This is a genomic window from Streptomyces sp. HUAS CB01 (assembly GCF_030406905.1).
Taxonomy (GTDB): Bacteria; Actinomycetota; Actinomycetes; order Streptomycetales; family Streptomycetaceae; genus Streptomyces; species Streptomyces chengbuensis.
The window spans coordinates 2,423,622-2,441,600 of sequence record NZ_CP129137.1 but is presented as its reverse complement, the minus strand read 5'-3'; the positions used below and the strand labels follow the sequence as shown (position 1 = coordinate 2,441,600).

Annotated in this window: 18 protein-coding genes and 1 pseudogene; 6 read left to right on the top strand and 13 right to left on the bottom strand. The window is 73.0% G+C overall.

The genetic code is table 11. The features are described from left to right. Positions 1-115: 115 nt before the first annotated feature. A complete protein-coding gene (locus tag QRN89_RS10905) occupies positions 116-1,348 on the bottom strand; it encodes a pyroglutamyl-peptidase I (protein ID WP_290353654.1) in 1,233 nt (410 codons plus the stop codon). A gap of 394 nt (positions 1,349-1,742) precedes the next feature. Then, positions 1,743-2,642: a GDSL-type esterase/lipase family protein gene (locus QRN89_RS10900; RefSeq protein ID WP_290349158.1), complete on the bottom strand. Its 900-nt coding sequence runs from the start codon at positions 2,640-2,642 to the stop codon at positions 1,743-1,745. A gap of 254 nt (positions 2,643-2,896) precedes the next feature. Between QRN89_RS10900 and QRN89_RS10895 the strand changes: the two genes are divergently transcribed. The 3 genes from QRN89_RS10895 (at position 2,897) to QRN89_RS10885 (ending at position 4,412) form a co-directional block, all read left to right on the top strand. Beyond that, the gene (locus QRN89_RS10895) at positions 2,897-3,391 is read left to right on the top strand and encodes a DUF3145 domain-containing protein (protein ID WP_017945075.1); all 495 of its coding nucleotides are present in this window, start codon (positions 2,897-2,899) and stop codon (positions 3,389-3,391) included. A 323-nt stretch (positions 3,392-3,714) separates the two neighbouring features. After that, positions 3,715-4,077 carry a hemerythrin domain-containing protein gene (locus QRN89_RS10890; RefSeq protein WP_290349157.1) on the top strand — a complete coding sequence of 121 codons (363 nt, stop codon included), beginning with the start codon at positions 3,715-3,717 and terminating at the stop codon, positions 4,075-4,077. Between the two features lie 53 nt (positions 4,078-4,130). Further along, entirely contained in the window at positions 4,131-4,412 is a 282-nt protein-coding gene (locus tag QRN89_RS10885) for a hypothetical protein (protein ID WP_290349156.1), read from the top strand. A gap of 178 nt (positions 4,413-4,590) precedes the next feature. Here QRN89_RS10885 and fabF read toward each other — a convergent pair whose 3' ends face one another. The 5 genes from fabF to QRN89_RS10860 form a co-directional block, all read right to left on the bottom strand. Then, positions 4,591-5,853: a beta-ketoacyl-ACP synthase II gene (gene fabF, locus QRN89_RS10880; RefSeq protein ID WP_290349155.1), complete on the bottom strand. Its 1,263-nt coding sequence runs from the start codon at positions 5,851-5,853 to the stop codon at positions 4,591-4,593. Between the two features lie 79 nt (positions 5,854-5,932). Next, on the bottom strand, positions 5,933-6,181 hold the full coding sequence (locus QRN89_RS10875; RefSeq protein WP_017945077.1) for an acyl carrier protein: 249 nt from the start codon (positions 6,179-6,181) through the stop codon (positions 5,933-5,935). Positions 6,182-6,261: 80 nt separating this feature from the next. Continuing rightward, entirely contained in the window at positions 6,262-7,263 is a 1,002-nt protein-coding gene (locus QRN89_RS10870) for a ketoacyl-ACP synthase III (protein WP_290349154.1), read from the bottom strand. Positions 7,264-7,280: 17 nt separating this feature from the next. Further along, positions 7,281-8,219 (bottom strand): ACP S-malonyltransferase, encoded by a 939-nt coding sequence (locus tag QRN89_RS10865; RefSeq protein WP_290349153.1) that lies wholly within the window; start codon positions 8,217-8,219, stop codon positions 7,281-7,283. 89 nt (positions 8,220-8,308) lie between these two features. Beyond that, a complete protein-coding gene (locus QRN89_RS10860) occupies positions 8,309-9,505 on the bottom strand; it encodes a PucR family transcriptional regulator (RefSeq protein WP_290349152.1) in 1,197 nt (398 codons plus the stop codon). Positions 9,506-9,745: 240 nt separating this feature from the next. On the opposite strand from QRN89_RS10860, the gene QRN89_RS10855 reads away from it, so the two are divergent. Further along, a complete protein-coding gene (locus QRN89_RS10855; protein WP_290349151.1) occupies positions 9,746-10,399 on the top strand; it encodes a pirin family protein in 654 nt (217 codons plus the stop codon). Between the two features lie 324 nt (positions 10,400-10,723). Here QRN89_RS10855 and QRN89_RS10850 read toward each other — a convergent pair whose 3' ends face one another. Then, positions 10,724-11,548 carry a serine hydrolase domain-containing protein gene (locus QRN89_RS10850; RefSeq protein WP_290349150.1) on the bottom strand — a complete coding sequence of 275 codons (825 nt, stop codon included), beginning with the start codon at positions 11,546-11,548 and terminating at the stop codon, positions 10,724-10,726. 10 nt (positions 11,549-11,558) lie between these two features. After that, positions 11,559-12,023, bottom strand: a complete 465-nt coding sequence (locus QRN89_RS10845) for a GNAT family N-acetyltransferase (protein ID WP_290349149.1) — start codon at positions 12,021-12,023, stop codon at positions 11,559-11,561. 97 nt (positions 12,024-12,120) lie between these two features. Between QRN89_RS10845 and QRN89_RS10840 the strand changes: the two genes are divergently transcribed. Together QRN89_RS10840 and QRN89_RS10835 are read left to right on the top strand one after the other, a co-directional pair. Beyond that, on the top strand, positions 12,121-12,576 hold the full coding sequence (locus QRN89_RS10840; RefSeq protein ID WP_290349148.1) for a MerR family transcriptional regulator: 456 nt from the start codon (positions 12,121-12,123) through the stop codon (positions 12,574-12,576). 5 nt (positions 12,577-12,581) lie between these two features. Then, the gene (locus QRN89_RS10835; protein ID WP_290349147.1) at positions 12,582-13,595 is read left to right on the top strand and encodes an aldo/keto reductase; all 1,014 of its coding nucleotides are present in this window, start codon (positions 12,582-12,584) and stop codon (positions 13,593-13,595) included. Positions 13,596-13,663: 68 nt separating this feature from the next. Here QRN89_RS10835 and QRN89_RS10830 read toward each other — a convergent pair. The 4 genes and pseudogenes from QRN89_RS10830 to QRN89_RS10815 form a co-directional block, all read right to left on the bottom strand. Then, positions 13,664-14,719, bottom strand: a pseudogene (locus QRN89_RS10830) (sensor histidine kinase); the annotation flags it as partial. Positions 14,720-14,886: 167 nt separating this feature from the next. Then, entirely contained in the window at positions 14,887-15,756 is an 870-nt protein-coding gene (locus QRN89_RS10825) for a DUF4429 domain-containing protein (protein WP_290349146.1), read from the bottom strand. An 86-nt stretch (positions 15,757-15,842) separates the two neighbouring features. Then, positions 15,843-17,054: an alpha/beta hydrolase gene (locus tag QRN89_RS10820; protein WP_290349145.1), complete on the bottom strand. Its 1,212-nt coding sequence runs from the start codon at positions 17,052-17,054 to the stop codon at positions 15,843-15,845. Positions 17,055-17,141: 87 nt separating this feature from the next. Next, the gene (locus QRN89_RS10815) at positions 17,142-17,927 is read right to left on the bottom strand and encodes a TetR/AcrR family transcriptional regulator (RefSeq protein ID WP_290349144.1); all 786 of its coding nucleotides are present in this window, start codon (positions 17,925-17,927) and stop codon (positions 17,142-17,144) included. Positions 17,928-17,979: the final 52 nt, after the last annotated feature.

Sequence of the window (17,979 nt, the reverse complement as noted above, 5' to 3'; positions counted from 1 at the left end):
CGAGGCAGCCCCGTGGACCAGCCGGGCATGGCAGGGACTCGGCCGGGACGTCACCCGGTGCCGCGACGAACGGGGCCGCTGAAGACGATCAGGCGTCCTTCGTCGCCGGTGCGGCTCAGCGGCGGGCCGCCGCCGCCACCGCCACGATGGCCCGTACCTGGGCGATGATGTCCAGCCGGTTCCGTACGAACCCGGGGTCGGTCACGCTGCCCGTCGCCGGATCCGTGTTGCCCGCCCCGAACTCGAGCACCGGGGTGTGCACATGGCCGCCCGGCAGGGTGTCGCGCAGCCCGAGGCGGTCGCGCAGCAGCGTGGCCCGGTAGGCGATCTCGTTGGACAGGTAGTTCCCGCCGCCTCCCGCGCGGGCCGTGGACCCGGGGGTGGGGCCGTCGGGGCGGACCACCTGGTCGGTACCGCCCGCGGGTATCTCGGTGACGGACGTGTTGTCGTACACCGGGAAGCGTCCGGTCTCCGCGGAGACGACGGCCGCATACGGCAGGGTCGTCGACGTCCACTGCGGCTGTGCGGAGCTCTCGGCCACCGGCACGGTCTCCGTGCGCGAGACGTTCTCGTTGTCCGGGAAGCCGCCGCGCCAGGCGCCGTTGGTGCGTTCGATGTCGAAGCGCCCGACCCGGCCCTGGCTCACGGTCGTGAACAGGTCCGCCTCGGGCAGCCGCCGGCGCAGGGTCTCCTCGACGGTGCCGGCGGCGAAGTCCGCCCAGCGCACCGGGAAGACCGCCGTCTCGATCCGGGCCAGGCCGCCGTCCGGGGTCCGCAGCCAGGTGCCGTCGAGGGCGAGCGCCGTCGCCCCGCTCGGGTTGCTGATCCTGATGTCGCGGTCCAGGGTGAACGGGTCGAAGCCGGTCAGCACGATCCGCTTGAAGCCCTTGCCGCCGGTCCTCCCCCCTCCCGGGAAGTCCATGGTGTCCTGGCCGCGGGAGGTCCGCTCCAGCTCAGCGAGCAGCCGCTCCCGAGCCTCGGGGGCCAGGGCGAACCCCGGTTCCCAGGAGCGCAGTTCCCGGGTCATGGCGAGCCGCGCCCAGTACAGCGGGCGGTCGTCGTCGCGGCTGAGGTCCCCGCGTACGGGACCCCGGCCCTGCGCCCGGTCCACGGCCCGCCGCCACAGCGCCGAACCCTGCCGGTCCACGACCCGGCGGGCCTCGGCGTGGGAGTCCGCCGACCGCAACGCCCTGGCGAAACCGCCCGCCACGGAGTCGAATCCACTGCGCCGCAGGATCTCCTGCGGTACGGCCCGGTCCAGCCGCTGCTCCTCCACGGTCGCCGCGGCCGCGGCGGGAGCCGCGCCCGTCGCCGGTTCGCCCGCGTTCGCCGGGGCTCCACCGGCCATCGTGCCCACCACCGCCGTCACGACCAGCAACCCGAGTGTCCGCCGCACACCGCATCCCTCCGCCGAAACCGTTCTTCCGAAGTGGCCAGTATGGAAAAGGAGTTGGTGCCGTGACCAGAGGGGAAGCCGGTGAGGGCCGGGCCACGGGCGGGAGCCGCACGCGCAGGGGCTCCGCCCGACCGCGACACATGTCACGTGGACCGGGGCGGTTCGGCGCGCCTGCGCGACTCATGACGGGGAAGCAGCATCCTGGAGGTTCGTCCCCGGTGCCCACGCGGTCCGGTGCGCCGGCCGCCCGAAGGGTGCGCGCACCGCGATCGGTGACCCTCCGGGGCCCCGGTCCCCCCGGGGCGGTCCCTGACAGCCGCCCCGGGGTCCGCCCCCGGGTCGCGGTCTACTCCGGCGGCCGCGCCGCGGTGATGTTCCGGTAGGCGATCTCCGCCAGCCGGCTCTGGCCGTTCCTGCTCGGGTGGAACCAGTCCCAGGGGCTCAGCTGCTCGCCGGTGAAGCGGTAGTCGAAGACGGCGTCACCGTCGTACCGGCAGCGCAGATCCTTCGCACAGACGTCCCGCAGCGCCCGGTTGTAGGCGACGACACGGTCGTGCACGAGCGCCCTGCGCTCCTGGGCCGCCGGCCCCAGGTCGTCCGCGTCCCCCAGCATCGAGGCGCAGATGCCGAGCTTCCAGATCTGCTTGCCGAGCGGATTGCCGCGCCCGGTCGACCACAGCCGCTTCAGGTCGGGCACGCTCGACACGTACACGTGCGCCCTGGGCGCCGTGCTGCGCAGCGAGCGCATCGCGGCCGTGAACGACTCGGTGAACTCCGCGACCGGTGTCATCTGCGCGGGTGTGTCCCGGCAGGCGTCGTTGGCCCCCACCATCACCGTCACCAACTCGGGCCTGCGGTCCGCCGCCGCCGTCATCTGCGCGGGCAGATCGGCCATCCGCGCCCCGGACCGCGCATGGTTCCAGGCGCGCCGGGGGGCGGCCGCCGTCCCCAGCAGCCGCAGGGCGAGACTGCGCACGGCGGTGTCGGTACCGGTCGCCCAGGACACCTCGGGGCAGTCCGCGAACAGCGAGCAGGCGTCGAAGCCGCGGGTGATGGAGTCGCCGACGGCGGCCAGCGAGCCGGGGGCGCGGTCCCAGACGCGCGTCGGGGAGGGCTGCGGGCGCTTCACGGGCCCGCGGTCGGCTCCGGGGGGCGCGTCGCATCCGACCGGTCCGGCCGTGATCGCCAGGGCCGCCGCGACGGCACCGGCGACGGCGCGCCGCCGGCTACGCCGGATTTCACGCATCTGCCCTCCCCCAAGGCGTCCTGGCGGGTGAATGCTTGGTGCGTACGGGGCCCGGGAGGGGCGGTACGACACACCTGGGCCCCCGACGCACGGTAGCTTTGCCCACGTCGAACCAGAGGCACTTGGCTCGCCGGCTCCAGTAAATTACATCACGTCATATGCTGTCCGCTTTTTGCCGTTTGCGGGGATTCGTACTTGATGTTGTTTACTGAGGCCGCTGGGAAGGTGATCCTCGTCCCACACTGGAGGTCCCGGTGACGACACGCGGCGTTCTCTATGTCCACTCCGCACCACGCGCCCTGTGCCCGCACGTCGAATGGGCGGTCGCGGGCGTGCTCGGCGTACGGGTCCAGCTCGACTGGATCCGCCAGCCCGCGTCCCCCGGCACCTGGAGAGCCGAGTTCTCCTGGCAGGGCGAGAGCGGGACGGCTTCCAAGCTGGCGTCGGCACTGCGCGGCTGGCAGTTGCTCCGCTTCGAGGTGACCGCGGAGCCCTGCGCCACCGCCGAGGGGGAGCGCTACAGCGCCACGCCCGACCTCGGCATCTTCCACGCCGTCACCGGCATCCACGGCGACATCCTCATCCCCGAGGACCGCCTCCGCGCGGCCCTCGCGCGCTCGACCCAGGGTGAGACCGAGCTCGAGGCGGAGATCTCCAAGCTGCTGGGCAAGCCCTGGGACGACGAGCTCGAACCGTTCCGGTACGCGGGCGAGGGTGCCCCGGTCCGCTGGCTCCACCAGGTGGTCTGACCCACCGGCACCATCCCGGGCGGCCGTCGCGCCGCCCGGTCCTGTGTTCTGCCCGGGCCACTGTGCCCCGCACGCCCGGGCGCTCGTGCCCGTCCCGCCGCCCGTGAGCCGTCCGGGTTCCCCGGCCGGTTCAGCGCTTCCCCCGTCGCCCGTTCCTGCCGGTCCGGCTCAGTGAGCAGCCGGCGCAGCAGCGACCGCGCCGCGGCGACCTCCTCGTCCGGCACGTCCGCGAACAGTTCGCGATGCCGTTCCGTCGCCCGCCCGGTGACCTTGCCCAGTGCGTCGCGGCCGCCGGCGGCGAGCGTCAGGACGGGGGAGCCCCGGTGGTCGGGGTTGTCGGCGTGGGCGGCGAACCCCTGCTCCACGTCCACATGGGCCGGCGAGCGCGCCTCCTCGCGCTCGCCGTCGAGGTCGGCGCGGGGGACAGCGCGGACGCGGCGGCCGGGAAGCGGGCCGCCGAGCGTTGTCCGGCCATGACCGGGGAGCTGCGGGAGCACGCCGAGCACGAGGACACCTTCATCCATCCGCTGCTGCGCGAGCGGGATCCGGTGGCGGCCGACGCGCTGGACGCCGAGCACCTCAGGCTCGGCGCGGCGATCGCGGCCCTCGACGACCGGGCACGCGCGTTCCCGGCAGCGCCCCCGACGCCCGCCCCGAGGCGCAGCACGCGCTCCACCTGGCGCTGAACGAGCTGATCAGCGCCTACCTGGCACATCTGCACGCCGAGGAGACCGTCGCCATGCCCGCGCTGTGGCGGCACTGCGGCGACGACGAACTCGCCGCCGTCCTCGGGGCGTTCCGCGCCTCGCGGACCGCGCAGGAGGGGCTCAGCGACCTGCACCGGATGCTTCCGGCCCTGCCGCCCGCGGTCCGCGCGTCCGTCGCCCGTGCGACCGTCGAGTCCGTACCCGGGAGCGAGGCGGGCCGCAGCCTCGACGCCCTCTCCGGCACGCTCGCACCGGAACAGCGGGTCCGCCTCTGCGCGGACCTCGGTGTCCCGGAGGCGTGGGCCCTGCGCTGACGGACGACCGCCGGCCGGCCGTTCCGGGGCCGTCGGTCCCCCGTACCGGAAGCGGGCCGAGCCGCGATCCCGTACCGGAGTTGGGCCCGCCGATGCGTCCGTACCGGGGAACAAGCGGGCCCCGCCTCCCGGGAGGGGAGACGGGGCCCGCTGCGCGTCGTCGTGTGTCGGACGGGCGTCAGACGGTACGGAAGGCCAGCACCACGTTGTGGCCGCCGAAGCCGAACGAGTTGTTGATCGCGGCGATCGTGCCCTCGGGCAGCGCACGCGGCTCACCGCGGACGATGTCCGCCTCGATCTCGTCGTCCATGTCGTCGACGTTCACGGTCGGCGGGGCCTGCCGGTGGTGCAGCGCCAGGACCGTCGCGACGGTCTCGATACCGCCGGCGCCGCCCAGCAGATGGCCCGTCATCGACTTCGTCGCGGAGATCGCGACATGGTCGAGGTCGTCGCCCAGCACCTTGCGCAGCGCCTTGATCTCGGCGATGTCGCCCTGGGGCGTGGATGTGGCGTGCGCGTTGAGGTGGACCACCTCGGACGGCTTCAGACCGGTGTTGTCCAGCAGGTTCTGCACCGCCGCCGCGACACCGCGGCCGGTCGGCTCGGGCTGCGCGATGTGGTGGCTGTCCGCGGACAGGCCCTGGCCCAGCGCCTCGCAGTAGACGCGGGCGCCGCGCGCGGCCGCGTGCTCCGCGGACTCCAGGACGACGACACCCGCGCCCTCGCCCAGCACGAAGCCGTCGCGGGCCTTGTCGTACGGGCGCGAGGCCCGCTCGGGCTCGTCGTTGTTCTTGGACATCGCCATCATGTTGGCGAACGCGGCGATCGGCAGCGGGTGGATCGCGGCCTCGGTGCCGCCGGCGACCACGACGTCGGCGCGGCCGCTGCGGATCATCTCGATGGCGTAGCCGATCGCCTCGGCGCCCGACGCACAGGCGGAGACCGGAGTGTGCACGCCCGCCTGGGCGTTCACCTCCAGACCGACGTTGGCGGAGGGGCCGTTGGGCATCAGCATCGGCACGGTGTGCGGGGAGACCCGGCGTACGCCCTTCTCCTTCAGCACGTCGTACTGGTCGAGCAGGGTGGTGACACCGCCGATGCCGGAGGCGATGACCGCGCCGAGGCGGTCGGGAAGGATGGTCTCGTCCTCGCCGGCGGGGGCGGTGAACCCGGCGTCGGCCCACGCCTCACGCGCGGCGATCAGCGCGAACTGGGCCGAGCGGTCCAGCTTGCGCGCCTGCGGCCGGGGCAGGACCTCGCCCGGGTCGACCGCCGCAGGGGCGGCGATACGGACGGGCAGTTCCTCGAAGCGCTCTCCTTCGAGGGGCTTGACGCCGGAGCGTCCCGCCATCAGACCTTCCCAGGTCGATGCGGAGTCGCCACCCAGCGGTGTGGTTGCGCCGATACCGGTGACGACCACAGTGCGATTGGTCGAGTTCACAGGAATTCTTTCTCCACGGTCTATGAGGGTTCGTGAATCAGCGGCGCCACCGCTGGGTGGCGTACCTGATCGGCCTGGATCAGGCCTGGTGCTTCAGGATGTACTCGGCTGCGTCGCCGACGGTCTTGAGGTTCTTGACGTCCTCGTCCGGGATCTTGACGTCGAAGCGCTCCTCGGCGGCGACGACGACCTCGACCATGGACAGCGAGTCGACGTCCAGGTCGTCGGTGAAGGACTTGTCCAGCTGGACGTCCTCCGCCGGGATACCGGCGATCTCGTTGACGATCTCGGCGAGACCTTCGACGATCTCTTCCTGAGTGGCGGCCATGTGGCGCTCCTTCGATGTGTAGCAGAGGGTTGAACGGGCTTGCCCGGAGGACCGGATATCCGGAAGATCCGGATGCTTGCCTAGGGGAGGGTAACGACCGTCGCGGCGTAGACGAGACCCGCCCCGAAGCCGATGACGAGCGCGGTGTCGCCGCTCTTCGCCTGCCCGGTCGCCAGAAGCCGCTCCATCGCGAGCGGAATCGAGGCGGCCGAGGTGTTGCCGGTGGTCTCCACGTCACGGGCGACCGTGACGTGCTCCGGCAGTTTCAGAGTCTTCACCATCGAGTCGATGATCCGCATGTTCGCCTGGTGCGGGATGAAGACGTCCAGGTCGTCCGCGGTGATCCCGGCCGCGTCCAGCGCCTGCTGGGCGACCTTCGCCATCTCGAACACGGCCCAGCGGAACACCGCCTGGCCTTCCTGGGTGATGGCGGGGAACCGCTCGACGGCGCCGTCGCGGTAGTCCGTCCACGGCACGGTCTGCTTGATGGTCTCCGACTTGTCGCCCTCGGAACCCCACACGGTGGGTCCGATCCGGGGCTCCTTCGCCGGACCGACGACGACGGCGCCCGCGCCGTCACCGAAGAGGAACGCGGTGGCGCGGTCCTCCAGATCGGTCAGATCGCTGAGCCGCTCCACGCCGATGACCAGCACGTACTCCGCGGAGCCCTCGACGACCATGCCCTTGGCGAGGGTCAGGCCGTAGCCGAAGCCCGCGCAGCCGGCGGAGATGTCGAACGCGGCGGGCTTCACCGCGCCGATCTTGTCCGCGATCTCCGTGGCGACGGCCGGGGTCTGCTTGAAGTGGGAGACGGTCGAGACGATCACGCCGCCGATCTGCTCCGGGGTGAGCCCGGCGTCGGCGATGGCCTTGCCCGCCGCCTCGACCGACATCGCCGTCACGGTCTCCTCGTCGTTCGCCCAGTGACGGGTGGAGATGCCCGAGCGGGAGCGGATCCACTCGTCGGAGGAGTCGATCGTCTCGAGGATCACCTCGTTGGGCACGACCCGGGTGGGGCGGTAGCCGCCGACACCCATGATGCGTGCGTACGGGGAGCCCTTGCTGGGCTTGATCTTCGACATGCTGTCTCGGCTCCTTGTCAGGCGCCTGCCGCGTCAGCGGCAGGTGAACCGGTCTCGGCGAGCAGCGTGCGGGCCGCGTCGAGGTCGTCGGGGGTCTTCAGCGCGAGCGTCGTGACGCCCGGCAGCGCGCGCTTGGCGAGACCGGTGAGGGTGCCGCCGGGGCACACCTCGACGAGGGCGGTCACGCCGAGTTCCTTGAAGGTCTCCATGCACAGGTCCCAGCGGACCGGGTTGGCGACCTGGCCGACCAGCCGGGCCACGACCTCGTCACCGCCGGCCACCGTGCGCCCGTCCTTGTTGGAGACGTACGGCACCTTCGGGTCGGCCGGGGTGAGGGCCTTGGCGGCCTCCTCCAGCTTCGCGACCGCGGGGGCCATGTGGTGGGTGTGGAACGCCCCGGCGACCTTGAGCGCGACGACCTTCCGCACACCCTCGGGCTTGTCCGCCTCCAGCGCGGCGAGCTGCTCCTTGGTGCCGGCGGCGACGATCTGCCCGGCGCCGTTGACGTTCGCGGCGGTCAGACCCAGCTTCTCCAGGTGCGCGACGCTCACCTCGGGGTCGCCCCCGAGCAGGGCCGACATACCGGTCTCCGTGACGGCGGCGGCCTCGGCCATCGCCAGCCCGCGGGTCCGTACGAGACGCAGCGCCGCAATGTCGTCGAGCACGCCCGCGAACGCGGCGGCCGTGATCTCGCCGACGCTGTGACCGGCCACGGCACCCGGCGCGACGTCACCGAGCGCGGACGCCGACAGCAGTCCGGCCGCGACGAGAAGCGGCTGCGCCACGGCCGTGTCGCGGATCTCGTCCGCGTCGGCCTTCGTGCCGTAGTGGGCGAGGTCGAGCCCGATGGCGTCGGACCATGCCGCAATGCGGTCGGAGGCGCCGGGGAGTTCGAGCCAGGGGGTCAGGAAGCCGGGCGTCTGAGCGCCTTGGCCGGGAGCGACGAGTACGAGCACCCTCACACTCTCTCTTGTGGATGGTCCCGGCCGCCCGTGGGGACAGGGACCAAGAACCGTCAGGGGAATTGTTGGTGTCCGACAAAATCCTAGAGTTGCTGATCGCCGTCTACCAGACGCCCGAGGATGAGCGCGATCCGCAGAGTGAACGCGGAACGCACATCGGAGGGTGACCAGCCGGTGACGTCAGTCACACGTCGGAGCCGGTAGCGGACGGTGTTGGGGTGCACGAACAGCATCCGTGCCGCCCCCTCCAGACTGCTTGCCTGCTCCAGATACACACTCAGGGTCTCCAGGAGGGCCGAGCCCGCCTCCTCGAGCGGTCTGTAGATCTCCTCCACCAGTTGTTCGCGCGCGGACGGATCTCCCGCGATCGCGCGCTCCGGAAGGAGATCATCCGCCAGTACCGGGCGCGGCGCGTCCTGCCACGCGGAGCACGCCTTCAGTCCGGCGGCCGCGGCCTGCGCCGACCTGGTCGCCGCGAGCAGATCCGGAACGACGGGGCCCGCCACCACCGGCCCGGCCGCGTACGGGCCGATCAGCGCCTTGGCGACGTGCAGCGGGTTGTCGCTGCCTCCCGCGATCACGACGAGCCGGTCGCCGAGCACACCGGTCAGCACCTGGAGTTTGGCGTGCCGGGCGGCGCGCCGGATCGCCTCCACCGTCAGTTCGCTGTCCCCGTCGGGCGCGGTGCCGAGCACGACGCACACATGCTCCGGGGCGTTCCAGCCGAGCGCCGCGGCGCGGCTGACGGCGCCCTCGTCGGCCTCGCCCGACAGCACGGCGTTGACGACGAGCGACTCCAGCCGGGCGTCCCAGGCGCCGCGGGCCTCGGCGGCCTGCGCGTAGACCTGGGCGGTGGCGAAGGCGATCTCCCGCGCATAGACGAGCAGCGCCTCGCGCAGCACGGACTCGTCGCCCGGTGCGGCGACCTCCTCGATCGCGGACTCCATGACCTCGATGGTCGTCCGCACCATCTCCACGGTCTGGCGCAGGGTGATGGCACGGGTCAGCTCGCGGGGGGCCGTGCCGAAGACGTCCGTGGAGATCGCCTGCGGGGTCTCGGGGTGCCGGAACCACTCCGTGAACGCGGCGATACCGGCCTGGGCGACCAGGCCGATCCACGACCGGTTCTCCGGGGGCATCGCCCGGTACCACGGCAGCGTCTCGTCCATGCGGGCGATCGCGTTCGCGGCGAGGCGCCCGGACGACTGCTCCAGGCGCTTCAGGGTCGCGGTGTGCGGATGGGCGGCGTTCGGGGGCAGAGCCGGTTCGGGATGGGGCACGGGGACAAGAGTGCCTTATCCGGACGCCGCGGCGGTGACGCGGGTCCCGGACAGGCTCCCGGACCCGCGCGGGACGGCCGCGGCGCCCCGGTCCGGTGGGTGCCCGGCCGGTCCTCGTGCGGAGCCGGTGCGCGGGTGCGGTCGCGAGGGTGCGGTCGGCCGGTCCTCGTGCGGGACCGGTGCGCGGGTGCGGGCGCGAGGGCCCCGCCCCGCCGGTCCGGCGTCTACGGTGGAGGCGTGATGTCCATACGGCGCGCCGGTGAGCGCTACCGCGGTGGGGACGCGTCCGCCGGCATCGAGTCCCTCCACTCCTTCTCGTTCGGTCGTTTCTACGACCCGGACAACCTCCGCTTCGGCGCGGTCCTCGCCTGCAACGAGGAGCGGCTCGCCCCCGGCGCCGGGTTCGACGAGCACCCGCACAGCCACACCGAGATCGTGACGTGGGTGGTGGACGGGGAGCTGACCCACCGGGACTCCGCGGGCCACGCCACCGTCGTACGGCCCGGAGACGTCCAGCGGCTCAGCTCGGCCGGAGGGGTGCGGCACGTCGAGCGCAACGACGCCGGCGTACCGCTGACGTTCGTGCAGATGTGGCTCGCACCGAGGGACCCGGGCGGGGAGCCGTCGTACGAGATCGTCCGCGGTATCGCCGACTCGACGCCGTACGCCCTCCCGCAGGCCGGGGCGATGCTGCACGTGCGGCGCCTCGGAGGCGAGGAGCGGACCGCCGTACCGGATGCGCCCTTCGTGTACGTGCACGTCGTGCGTGGGGTCGTGAGGATCGACGGCGACGCCCTCGGTCCCGGGGACGCGGCCCGGATCACGGACGCCCGCGGGCTCGAACTCACCGCCGCCGCACCCGCGGAGGTGCTGATGTGGGAGCTGTCCGGCTGACCGGCCGGGCCCGGTGCCCGGCGCGGCGGCGCCGGAGCTGACCCGCCCGTGCTCCGGCAGCCGCCAGGTCCCGCGCGCGGACGCGGAGTCCGAACGGCGGGCTCGGCGTGGACGTGCGGCGGCTCGTCAGGACGCCCTGGGAAAGGACCGGTTGGGCTGGGCGGAGGCCGTGGCCGTCGGAGGCCGCCCGACCGGCGCGCGGGGTTGCGACGGGGACTGCGGGCGGCCCGGACGAGTGTGACGACGGGAGACGGAGTCCTCCGTGCGGCGCGGACCCGGACACCTCCGGCGCACCCGGGCCGGTCGTGTGAACGGCCCTGGTGCTCAGTGCGCCCGGCCGCGCAGTTCCGCGAGGACCGCGTCGGTGAACGGCGGCCAGGCCTCGACCGCCCAGGGCCCGAAGGCGCGGTCGGTCAGCGCCACGCACGCGGCGCCGGCGTCCGGGTCGATCCACAGGAACGTGCCGGACTGGCCGAAGTGGCCGAAGGTGCGGGGCGAGGACGCCGCGCCGGTCCAGTGCGGGGACTTGCCGTCGCGGATCTCGAAGCCGAGTCCCCAGTCGTTCGGCTTCTGGTGGCCGTAGCCGGGCAGCACGCCCGACAGGCCAGGATGCACCACCGACATCGCCTCCAGGACCGTCCTGGGGTCGAGCAGCCGCGGGGCCTGCACCTCGGCGGCGAAACGCACGAGGTCGTCGACCGTCGAGACGCCGTCCTTCGCGGGCGAGCCGTCGAGCGTCGTCGACGTCATGCCCAGCGGCTCCAGCACGGCCTGACGCAGATACTCGGCGAACGGGATGTCGGTGGCCTTCGCGATGTGGTCGCCGAGCACCTCGAAACCGGCGTTCGAGTACAGCCGGCGGTTCCCGGGCGGGGCCGTCACCCGGTGCTCGTCGAACGCGAGGCCGCTGGTGTGCGCCAGCAGGTGCCGCACGGTGGAGCCGTCGGGCCCGGCGGGTTCGTCCAGCTCCACCGCGCCCTCCTCGTACGCGACGAGTGCGGCGTACGCCGCGAGCGGCTTGGTGACCGAGGCCAGCGGGAAGCGGTGTCCCGTGGGGCCGTGGGCACCGGCGACGGTGCCGTCCGCGCGCACGACGGCGGCGGCCGCGGTGGGGACGGGCCAGTTCTCGATCAGCGCCAGGCTCTGCATGGCTACGAGCCTAAAGGGTCAGCCGCATCGCGGGATCGGTGGTCCGTACGAAGCCGAGGGAGGCGTACAGGGGCTCGGCCTCGGCGCTCGCCCGCAGGTCGATCCTGCGGACCCCGCGCGCCCGGAACCAGCCGAGCAGCCCCTCCACGCACGCGCGTGAGTGGCCCCGGCGGCGCAGGTCGGGGTCGGTGGCGACGCTGAAGACGTAGCCGGTCCGCCCGCTGGGATCGGCAGGGCCCCCGACGCGGTGCTCGATCGTGCCGACGGCGCTGGCGGCGAGCCCTCCGGGCCGTGCCACCACGAACGCGGCCATGTCCCCCTCGGGATCGGCGAGACGCCTGCGGAAGGTCTCGACGGCGGCGGCCTGCCAGCCCGTCTCCGACGCCGGGTGCCGCGCCGTCGACGCGAGCATGACGGCACGGAGGCGGACCAGCTCCTCGGCGTCGTCGGGGAGTGCGGGTCGTGCGAGGCTCACGGAAGGGGGAGGCTACCGCTGCGGCGGCCGCCCCCGGCGCGGAACCGACAGGATTTCGCTTGCTTCGAGTGCACTCGAACCTTCTAGCGTGGAGGTCATGACGGTGCTGGAGACCACATCCGCGACGACCGACATCTGCGCATCGGCGCCACCCGCCCACCCCCGCCCCGAAGGGCAGGACCACTACACCATCAGCGAGGTCGCCGACTGGACCGGCCTGAGCGCGCACACGCTGCGCTGGTACGAGCGGATCGGCCTGATGCCGCACATCGACCGCTCGCACACCGGACAGCGGCGCTTCAGGAACCGCGACCTGGACTGGCTGACCTTCGTCGGCAAGCTCCGGCGGACCGGGATGCCGGTGGCCGACATGGTCCGCTACGCCGAACTGGCGCGCGAGGGCGACCACACCTACGAGCAGCGCCAGGAGCTGCTGGAGTCGACGCGGCGCGACGTCCGCGCCCGGATCACCGAGCTCCAGGACACCCTCGCCGTGCTCGACTACAAGATCAACTTCTATGCGGGCGCCCAGCGGGCGCCGGAGAGGGCCTGAGCCCCATGACGGACGGCACGATCGAGAAGGTACGGCTCGGCACGGCGGGTCCCGAGGTCGGGGTGCAGGGGCTCGGCTGCATGGGCATGAGCGAGTTCTACGGCGACACCGACGGGGCCGCGGCACGCGACACCCTGGACGCGGCGCTGGAGGCCGGCGTCACGCTCTTCGACACGGCGGACATATACGGGAGCGGCGCCAACGAGGAGTTCCTCAGGCCGTTCGTGACGGCTCACCGGGACGAGATCACCCTCGCCACCAAGTTCTCCATCGTCCGCCGCGCCGACGACCCGACCTTCCGGGGCATCAGCAACGAGCCCGCGTACATCCGCGAGGCCGTCGAGGCCAGCCTCCGCCGGCTCGGCGTCGACGTGATCGACCTCTACTACATGCACCGCCGCGACCCCGGCGTGCCGCTCGCCGAATCCGTCGGCGCGATGGCGGAACTCGTGCGGGCGGGCAAGGTGCGCCATCTCGGCCTCAGCGAGGTGACCGGCGCGGAACTGCGCGAGGCCCACGCCGTGCACCCCATCGCCGCGCTGCAGTCGGAGTGGTCCCTCTTCAGCCGCTCCGTCGAGCGGAGCGCGGTGGGCGCGGCCGCGGATCTCGGGGTGGCGCTGGTGCCGTACTCGCCCCTCGGCAGGGGCTTCCTCACCGGATCGTTCGTGAACGCGGCGGAGCTCTCCGAGGACGACTTCCGGCGCATGCAGCCGCGGTTCACCGGCGACGCGGCCGCGGCGAACGCGGCACTGCTGGCGCCCGTCCGCACGATCGCCGCAGCGCACGGGGCGACACCGGCGCAGATCGCCCTCGCCTGGGTCCAGCAGCGGGCCGACGTCCACGGCCTCCCGGTCGTCCCCATCCCGGGCACCCGCAGGCGCGGGCGCCTGGAGGAGAACGCCGCGGCGACGCGGATCACGCTCACCCCGGACGAACTGGCGCTGCTGGAGCCGATCGCGGAGCGCGTCGTGGGGGAGCGGTACCCGGACATGTCCTCGACGTCGGACTCCCGTGAGTAGCGCTCAGACCGGCCTCGGCGCGGTCGGCGCGCTCCCGGAGGCGGAGGGCGAGGACGAGCCGGCGGTGGGAGCGACAACTCGGCCGGTACCCCGGCCCGCACCGTCGCCTCCACCAGCTGCTGCAGCCGGTCGAGTCCCGGCTGGGGGGCGCGTTCGCCCTCCGAGCCCTCGCTGCGCAGCACCGCGAGCAGCCGCCGCATCTCGGTCAGGGACTCGCGCGCGCCGGCCGCGATCGTGGCGAACTCCTCCCGGGCGGCCGCCGGAAGCCCGTCGACGCGGTACGGGGCCGAGTCGGCCTGCACGGTGATCACCGACATGTGGTGGGCGACCACGTCGTGCAGCTCGCGGGCGATGCGGGCCCGCTCCTCCAGCAGGGTGCGCCGGGACCGTCCTGTGCTCGCTGATGGTCTCCTGCTCGGCGAGCCGCCGCTGCACCTCGCCGCGGCTGCGCAGGGTGTCGGCGACCAGCAGGACGATGCCGCTGAGCACGAACAGCAGCACGTGGATGCCGTCGCTGCTGTTCTGCGAGACCAGCTCGATCGAAGAGGAAGCCGGCCGCGCCCGTCACCAGCCAGACGGCCACCAGGGTGCGCCGCCGTTCGCGCAGCCCCAGGCAGAGCATCAGCAGCAGGTAGCCGACGACGGCCATCGGCGTCCAGGGCCAGCTCCGGCCCTGTGTGCCCGCCGCGCCCAGCAGGGCCATCGCGCCGAGCACATCGGCGGCGAAGACGATCCACCAGGCCTGCAGCGGACGGGTCACGGCCGGCAGCAGCGGCGCGGTCTGTGCCGTGGCCAGGGCTCCGGCGAGGGCGCCGCCGAGCCGGTAGTCCTGGGTGAGGACGTTGATCGTGACGGGCAGCAGCGCACTCACGGCGGCCAGCGCGAGCACGTACGGCAGCCACTGGCGGACGCGCGAGGACGTCATCGGCAGCGGTGGGCCGGACGACGGGGCGGGCGAGGTCAGCGCGGTGCCGAGGGACGTCAGCGACTCCCGCGCGGCGGAACGGACCTGCTGCACCGGCTTCGGGGAGGGAGACGTCCCGCAGCCGGTGCCGCACCCGGGGGATCCGTGCCGGCGCCGGCTCCGGGTGGTCGTTCTCGGCGGAGGGGGGCGTGGTGGTCATAGTGGCCTCAGCGTAGGCATCCCGGAGAGGCCACCGCGTCATACCTCGGGGCCGGCCGGGATGCCATACCCCGGTATGACGTCCCGGGCCGTGGTACCCGCGGTCCTGGTACGACCTCGGGTGGTGCCGACGGTGCCGCGGTCCGGGGCGTTCGCCGGTACCCGGTCCTACAACTCGGCGAGCAGTTCGGCCTTCTTGGTGCGGAACTCCTCGTCCGTGACCAGCCCCGCGCTGTGCAGTTCGCCGAGGTGCCGTATCCGCTCCGCGACGCCCGCCGGGTCGCGCGGGGGCGCCGCCGCGGCCGGCGGCGCGGGCGCGCACTCGCGGACCGCCTCCAGGACCGCCGCCGCGAACGGCAGCGACTCGTGCACCGGTCCGTAGCCGAGGCCGAAGACCACCGCGGCCGGGTCCTGGTCGGCCTGCGCCGGCCGGTCCCCGGCACCGCCCGGGACGCCGCCGCGGAGCAGCAGCCGCAGATGGCCGTCGAAGACCTCGGGGGAGCGCCACTCGACCCCGGCCAGCTCGGAGACGGCGTAGTTCTGGTCGCCTGCCTTCCATTTCGCGGACGAGGCCCCCGTCCACGACCAGCGGAAGGACACCTTGTCCCCGTCGAACACGGCTTTGCCGTCGTACGCCTTGAACTGCAGCGGCGCTCCGACGGACGAGACCAGGTACCGGGCGGCCGGGCCGGTGTCCGGGCCGGGCAGGACGGCGCGGAGTTCGTCGGCGTAGTACTCGGCCAGCGTCTCGCGCTCCGCGGGCAGCACCAGCCGGTACGGGTCCGCGCCCTCCTTGAGCTGGCCCGCTGCCGCGTCCATCAGCGGATCGGCGCCCGGTCTCGGCACCGCGTGCAGCACCACGGTGCCGCGTTTGCCCGGGGAGAGGGTCACCGACTCGAGCGCTTCGAGGGGGACGTGCCGTTCTTCCAGCACCTGGAACAGCTTCGGCGTGCCGCGGTTCCCCCGAGTGAAGCGGATGAGCACGGAGTCCGGTTCGAACTCCCAGGTGGCATGAATTCCGGCCAGCACATCACCCATGCGCCTCATCGTATGCGGCGGGCGCCCGCGCGTCGCCCCCGTGAACAAGGCGGTCATATGCCCCTCGCCACCGTGCTCTACGCGCGTCAGATCACTTCCGCACCGTAAATTCCACTGCGGCACGCGGAGTTGCCGTCTTCACAGCTGACCGTCCGGTACGAACCGACGCCTATCTCGGCGAAGTTGCTGAGGCTCTCCGTGCCCGGCTCGAAATAGCCGGTGTGGCCGACCGCTCCCGCCGCCGACAGCACGCGTGCCCCGAAGTCCGGCGTCACCGGGTCGGCACCGTGGCCGAGCCCGCCGACCTCCAGGTACGGCACGTCCTCGATCCAGTCGTCGCTGTCCCGCATCGCCCACACCCGGGCGTCCGTCCCCAGCTGGGCCGCGGTCTCGGCGCGCATGCCGGGGCTGCCGGCGACCGCCATGTCGCGTACGCGCCCGGGCAGTTCACGCGCGGCGACCCCGCAGACCACCGAACCGTAGCTGTGGCAGAACAGCGACACCTCGGCCCGGCCGGGCAGCGCCCCCGTCAGGGCGACCAGTCGGTTCGCGCCGTTCGCGGCCAGGCGGCCGGTGGAGGCGTCCAGACCGACGCCCGTCGGCGAGGTGTAGTCGGCCCAGGCGATGACGGCCGTACGCACGGAGGGGGCGGCGGCGCGCTCCGCCGAGTAGAGCGACTGCGCCATGCCCACAGGGGCCGAGTACCTGCGCTTGCTCCGCTCGAAGGTCAGGACGTCGGTGTCGACCCCCGGGACGATCACGGAGACCCGCTGGGCCCGGTCGAGGTCGCCGAACACCTCGGCGACCCGGCCCTTCCCGGTCGGGTCGAAGGCGAGGATCTGGCGGCCGGGGCGCAGCAGCGACTCGTAGCGGTGCATGCGCCGGCTCGCCTCGTGGCGCCCCTCGGCGGAGAGTCTGCCGTCGCGCATCCGCCGTTGCTCGACCCGGCGTGCCTCGGCCAGCGCGACGCGGTTGGCGCGGTAGCGCAGCGTCACCGGCGCGCCGTTGAGATTGCCCACGACGAGCGGATGACGTTCCGCCAGCGAGGCCGCCTGCCTGCCGCCGAGGGAGGAGAAGAAACCGGCCAGGACGCCGGGGGACGACTCCAGGTCCGGCAGCGCGCGGTGCCCGATTCGGGCCTGCTCCCACGCCGTCGTCGCGGCCGCCCGGGCGTCGACCGGGCCGCGTTGGTGCCGTACAGCGGTCCAACCGGTGGTCGCGAGCAGGACGAACACCACGGCGAGAGCAAGGAGGGCGCGCCAGACGTTCAGTGTGGGGGAGGAGTCGAAAGCAGTCACTGGGGGAACAGCCTAGGGGGAGCCCGGGGGCGCTCACGGCGACCGTGAGGGAGATCACGCGTCTGGGGGCACATGACCGGCGTGCGGCTACTCCGTGTGTGCGCCGGCCTCACGTTCCGGTGCGTCCGCGGCAGCCGGCGGCGCAGGTTCCGTCCGGTCCGGGGAGGTCCGGGAGCCGCGGTCCGCCTGATCCGGTGCCGCCGGCGGCGTGCGGTCCGTCCGGCCGCGGGCGGGACGCGCGGCGGGTGCGCGCCAGTCCGTGGCGAGGGCGGGTTCCAGATGGTCGAGGTAGTCCTCGGTCAGCTCCCGGATGGCCTCGACGCTGGGATCCTCGCCCTGCCCCCAGAGCCGGCCGGTGACCCGCATCACGGCGGCGAAGGCGGCGACGGCCACGCGCGGCCGGGGGTCGGTGTCGACGTCGAGGCCCTCGCGCTCGGCGATCAGCCGGGCGACCTGCTCGTCCAGTTCGGCGGAGCGGCGCAGATGGACGGCGAGCAGGGACGGGGTCGACTCGATCATCTGGTAGGCCCGCATGTGGAGTTCGACCGGGACGACCTCCCCGATGGCCTCTCCTATGGTGTCCCACGCCGACCGCACCGCATGCCGCATCGCCTCGAACGGCCCCTCCTCCGGCGGGCGTCGGCGCAGCGCGTCGACGAAGTGGGACTCGACCATGTCCTGGACGGCGAAGACGACCTCTTCCTTGTTGGCGAAGTAGCGGAAGAAGGTGCGCTGGGAGACCTCGACGGCGTCGGCGATCTCGTCGACCGTCGTGTGCTCGTACCCCTGCGTCGTGAAGAGCTCCAGCGCCGCGCGCAGCAGGGCGTCGCGGGTGCGTTGCTTCTTCAGCGCACGCAGTCCGGTTCCCGTCACCTATGAGCCCGCTCTCCGTCGTCCATGTGTCGCTTTTCCCAGCTCAGCGTAC

What these genes read in the sequence shown, in the direction of transcription:
- QRN89_RS10905 (WP_290353654.1), bottom strand. Translation starts at nt 1,348, where the DNA reads ATGGCCGGTGGAGCCCCGGCGAACGCGGGCGAACCGGCGACGGGCGCG.
- QRN89_RS10900 (WP_290349158.1), bottom strand. Translation starts at nt 2,642, where the DNA reads ATGCGTGAAATCCGGCGTAGCCGGCGGCGCGCCGTCGCCGGTGCCGTC.
- QRN89_RS10885 (WP_290349156.1), top strand. Translation starts at nt 4,131, where the DNA reads ATGCCCGCGCTGTGGCGGCACTGCGGCGACGACGAACTCGCCGCCGTC.
- QRN89_RS10875 (WP_017945077.1), bottom strand. Translation starts at nt 6,181, where the DNA reads ATGGCCGCCACTCAGGAAGAGATCGTCGAAGGTCTCGCCGAGATCGTC.
- QRN89_RS10870 (WP_290349154.1), bottom strand. Translation starts at nt 7,263, where the DNA reads ATGTCGAAGATCAAGCCCAGCAAGGGCTCCCCGTACGCACGCATCATG.
- QRN89_RS10855 (WP_290349151.1), top strand. Translation starts at nt 9,746, where the DNA reads ATGTCCATACGGCGCGCCGGTGAGCGCTACCGCGGTGGGGACGCGTCC.
- QRN89_RS10850 (WP_290349150.1), bottom strand. Translation starts at nt 11,548, where the DNA reads ATGCAGAGCCTGGCGCTGATCGAGAACTGGCCCGTCCCCACCGCGGCC.
- QRN89_RS10840 (WP_290349148.1), top strand. Translation starts at nt 12,121, where the DNA reads ATGACGGTGCTGGAGACCACATCCGCGACGACCGACATCTGCGCATCG.
- QRN89_RS10835 (WP_290349147.1), top strand. Translation starts at nt 12,582, where the DNA reads ATGACGGACGGCACGATCGAGAAGGTACGGCTCGGCACGGCGGGTCCC.
- QRN89_RS10825 (WP_290349146.1), bottom strand. Translation starts at nt 15,756, where the DNA reads ATGGGTGATGTGCTGGCCGGAATTCATGCCACCTGGGAGTTCGAACCG.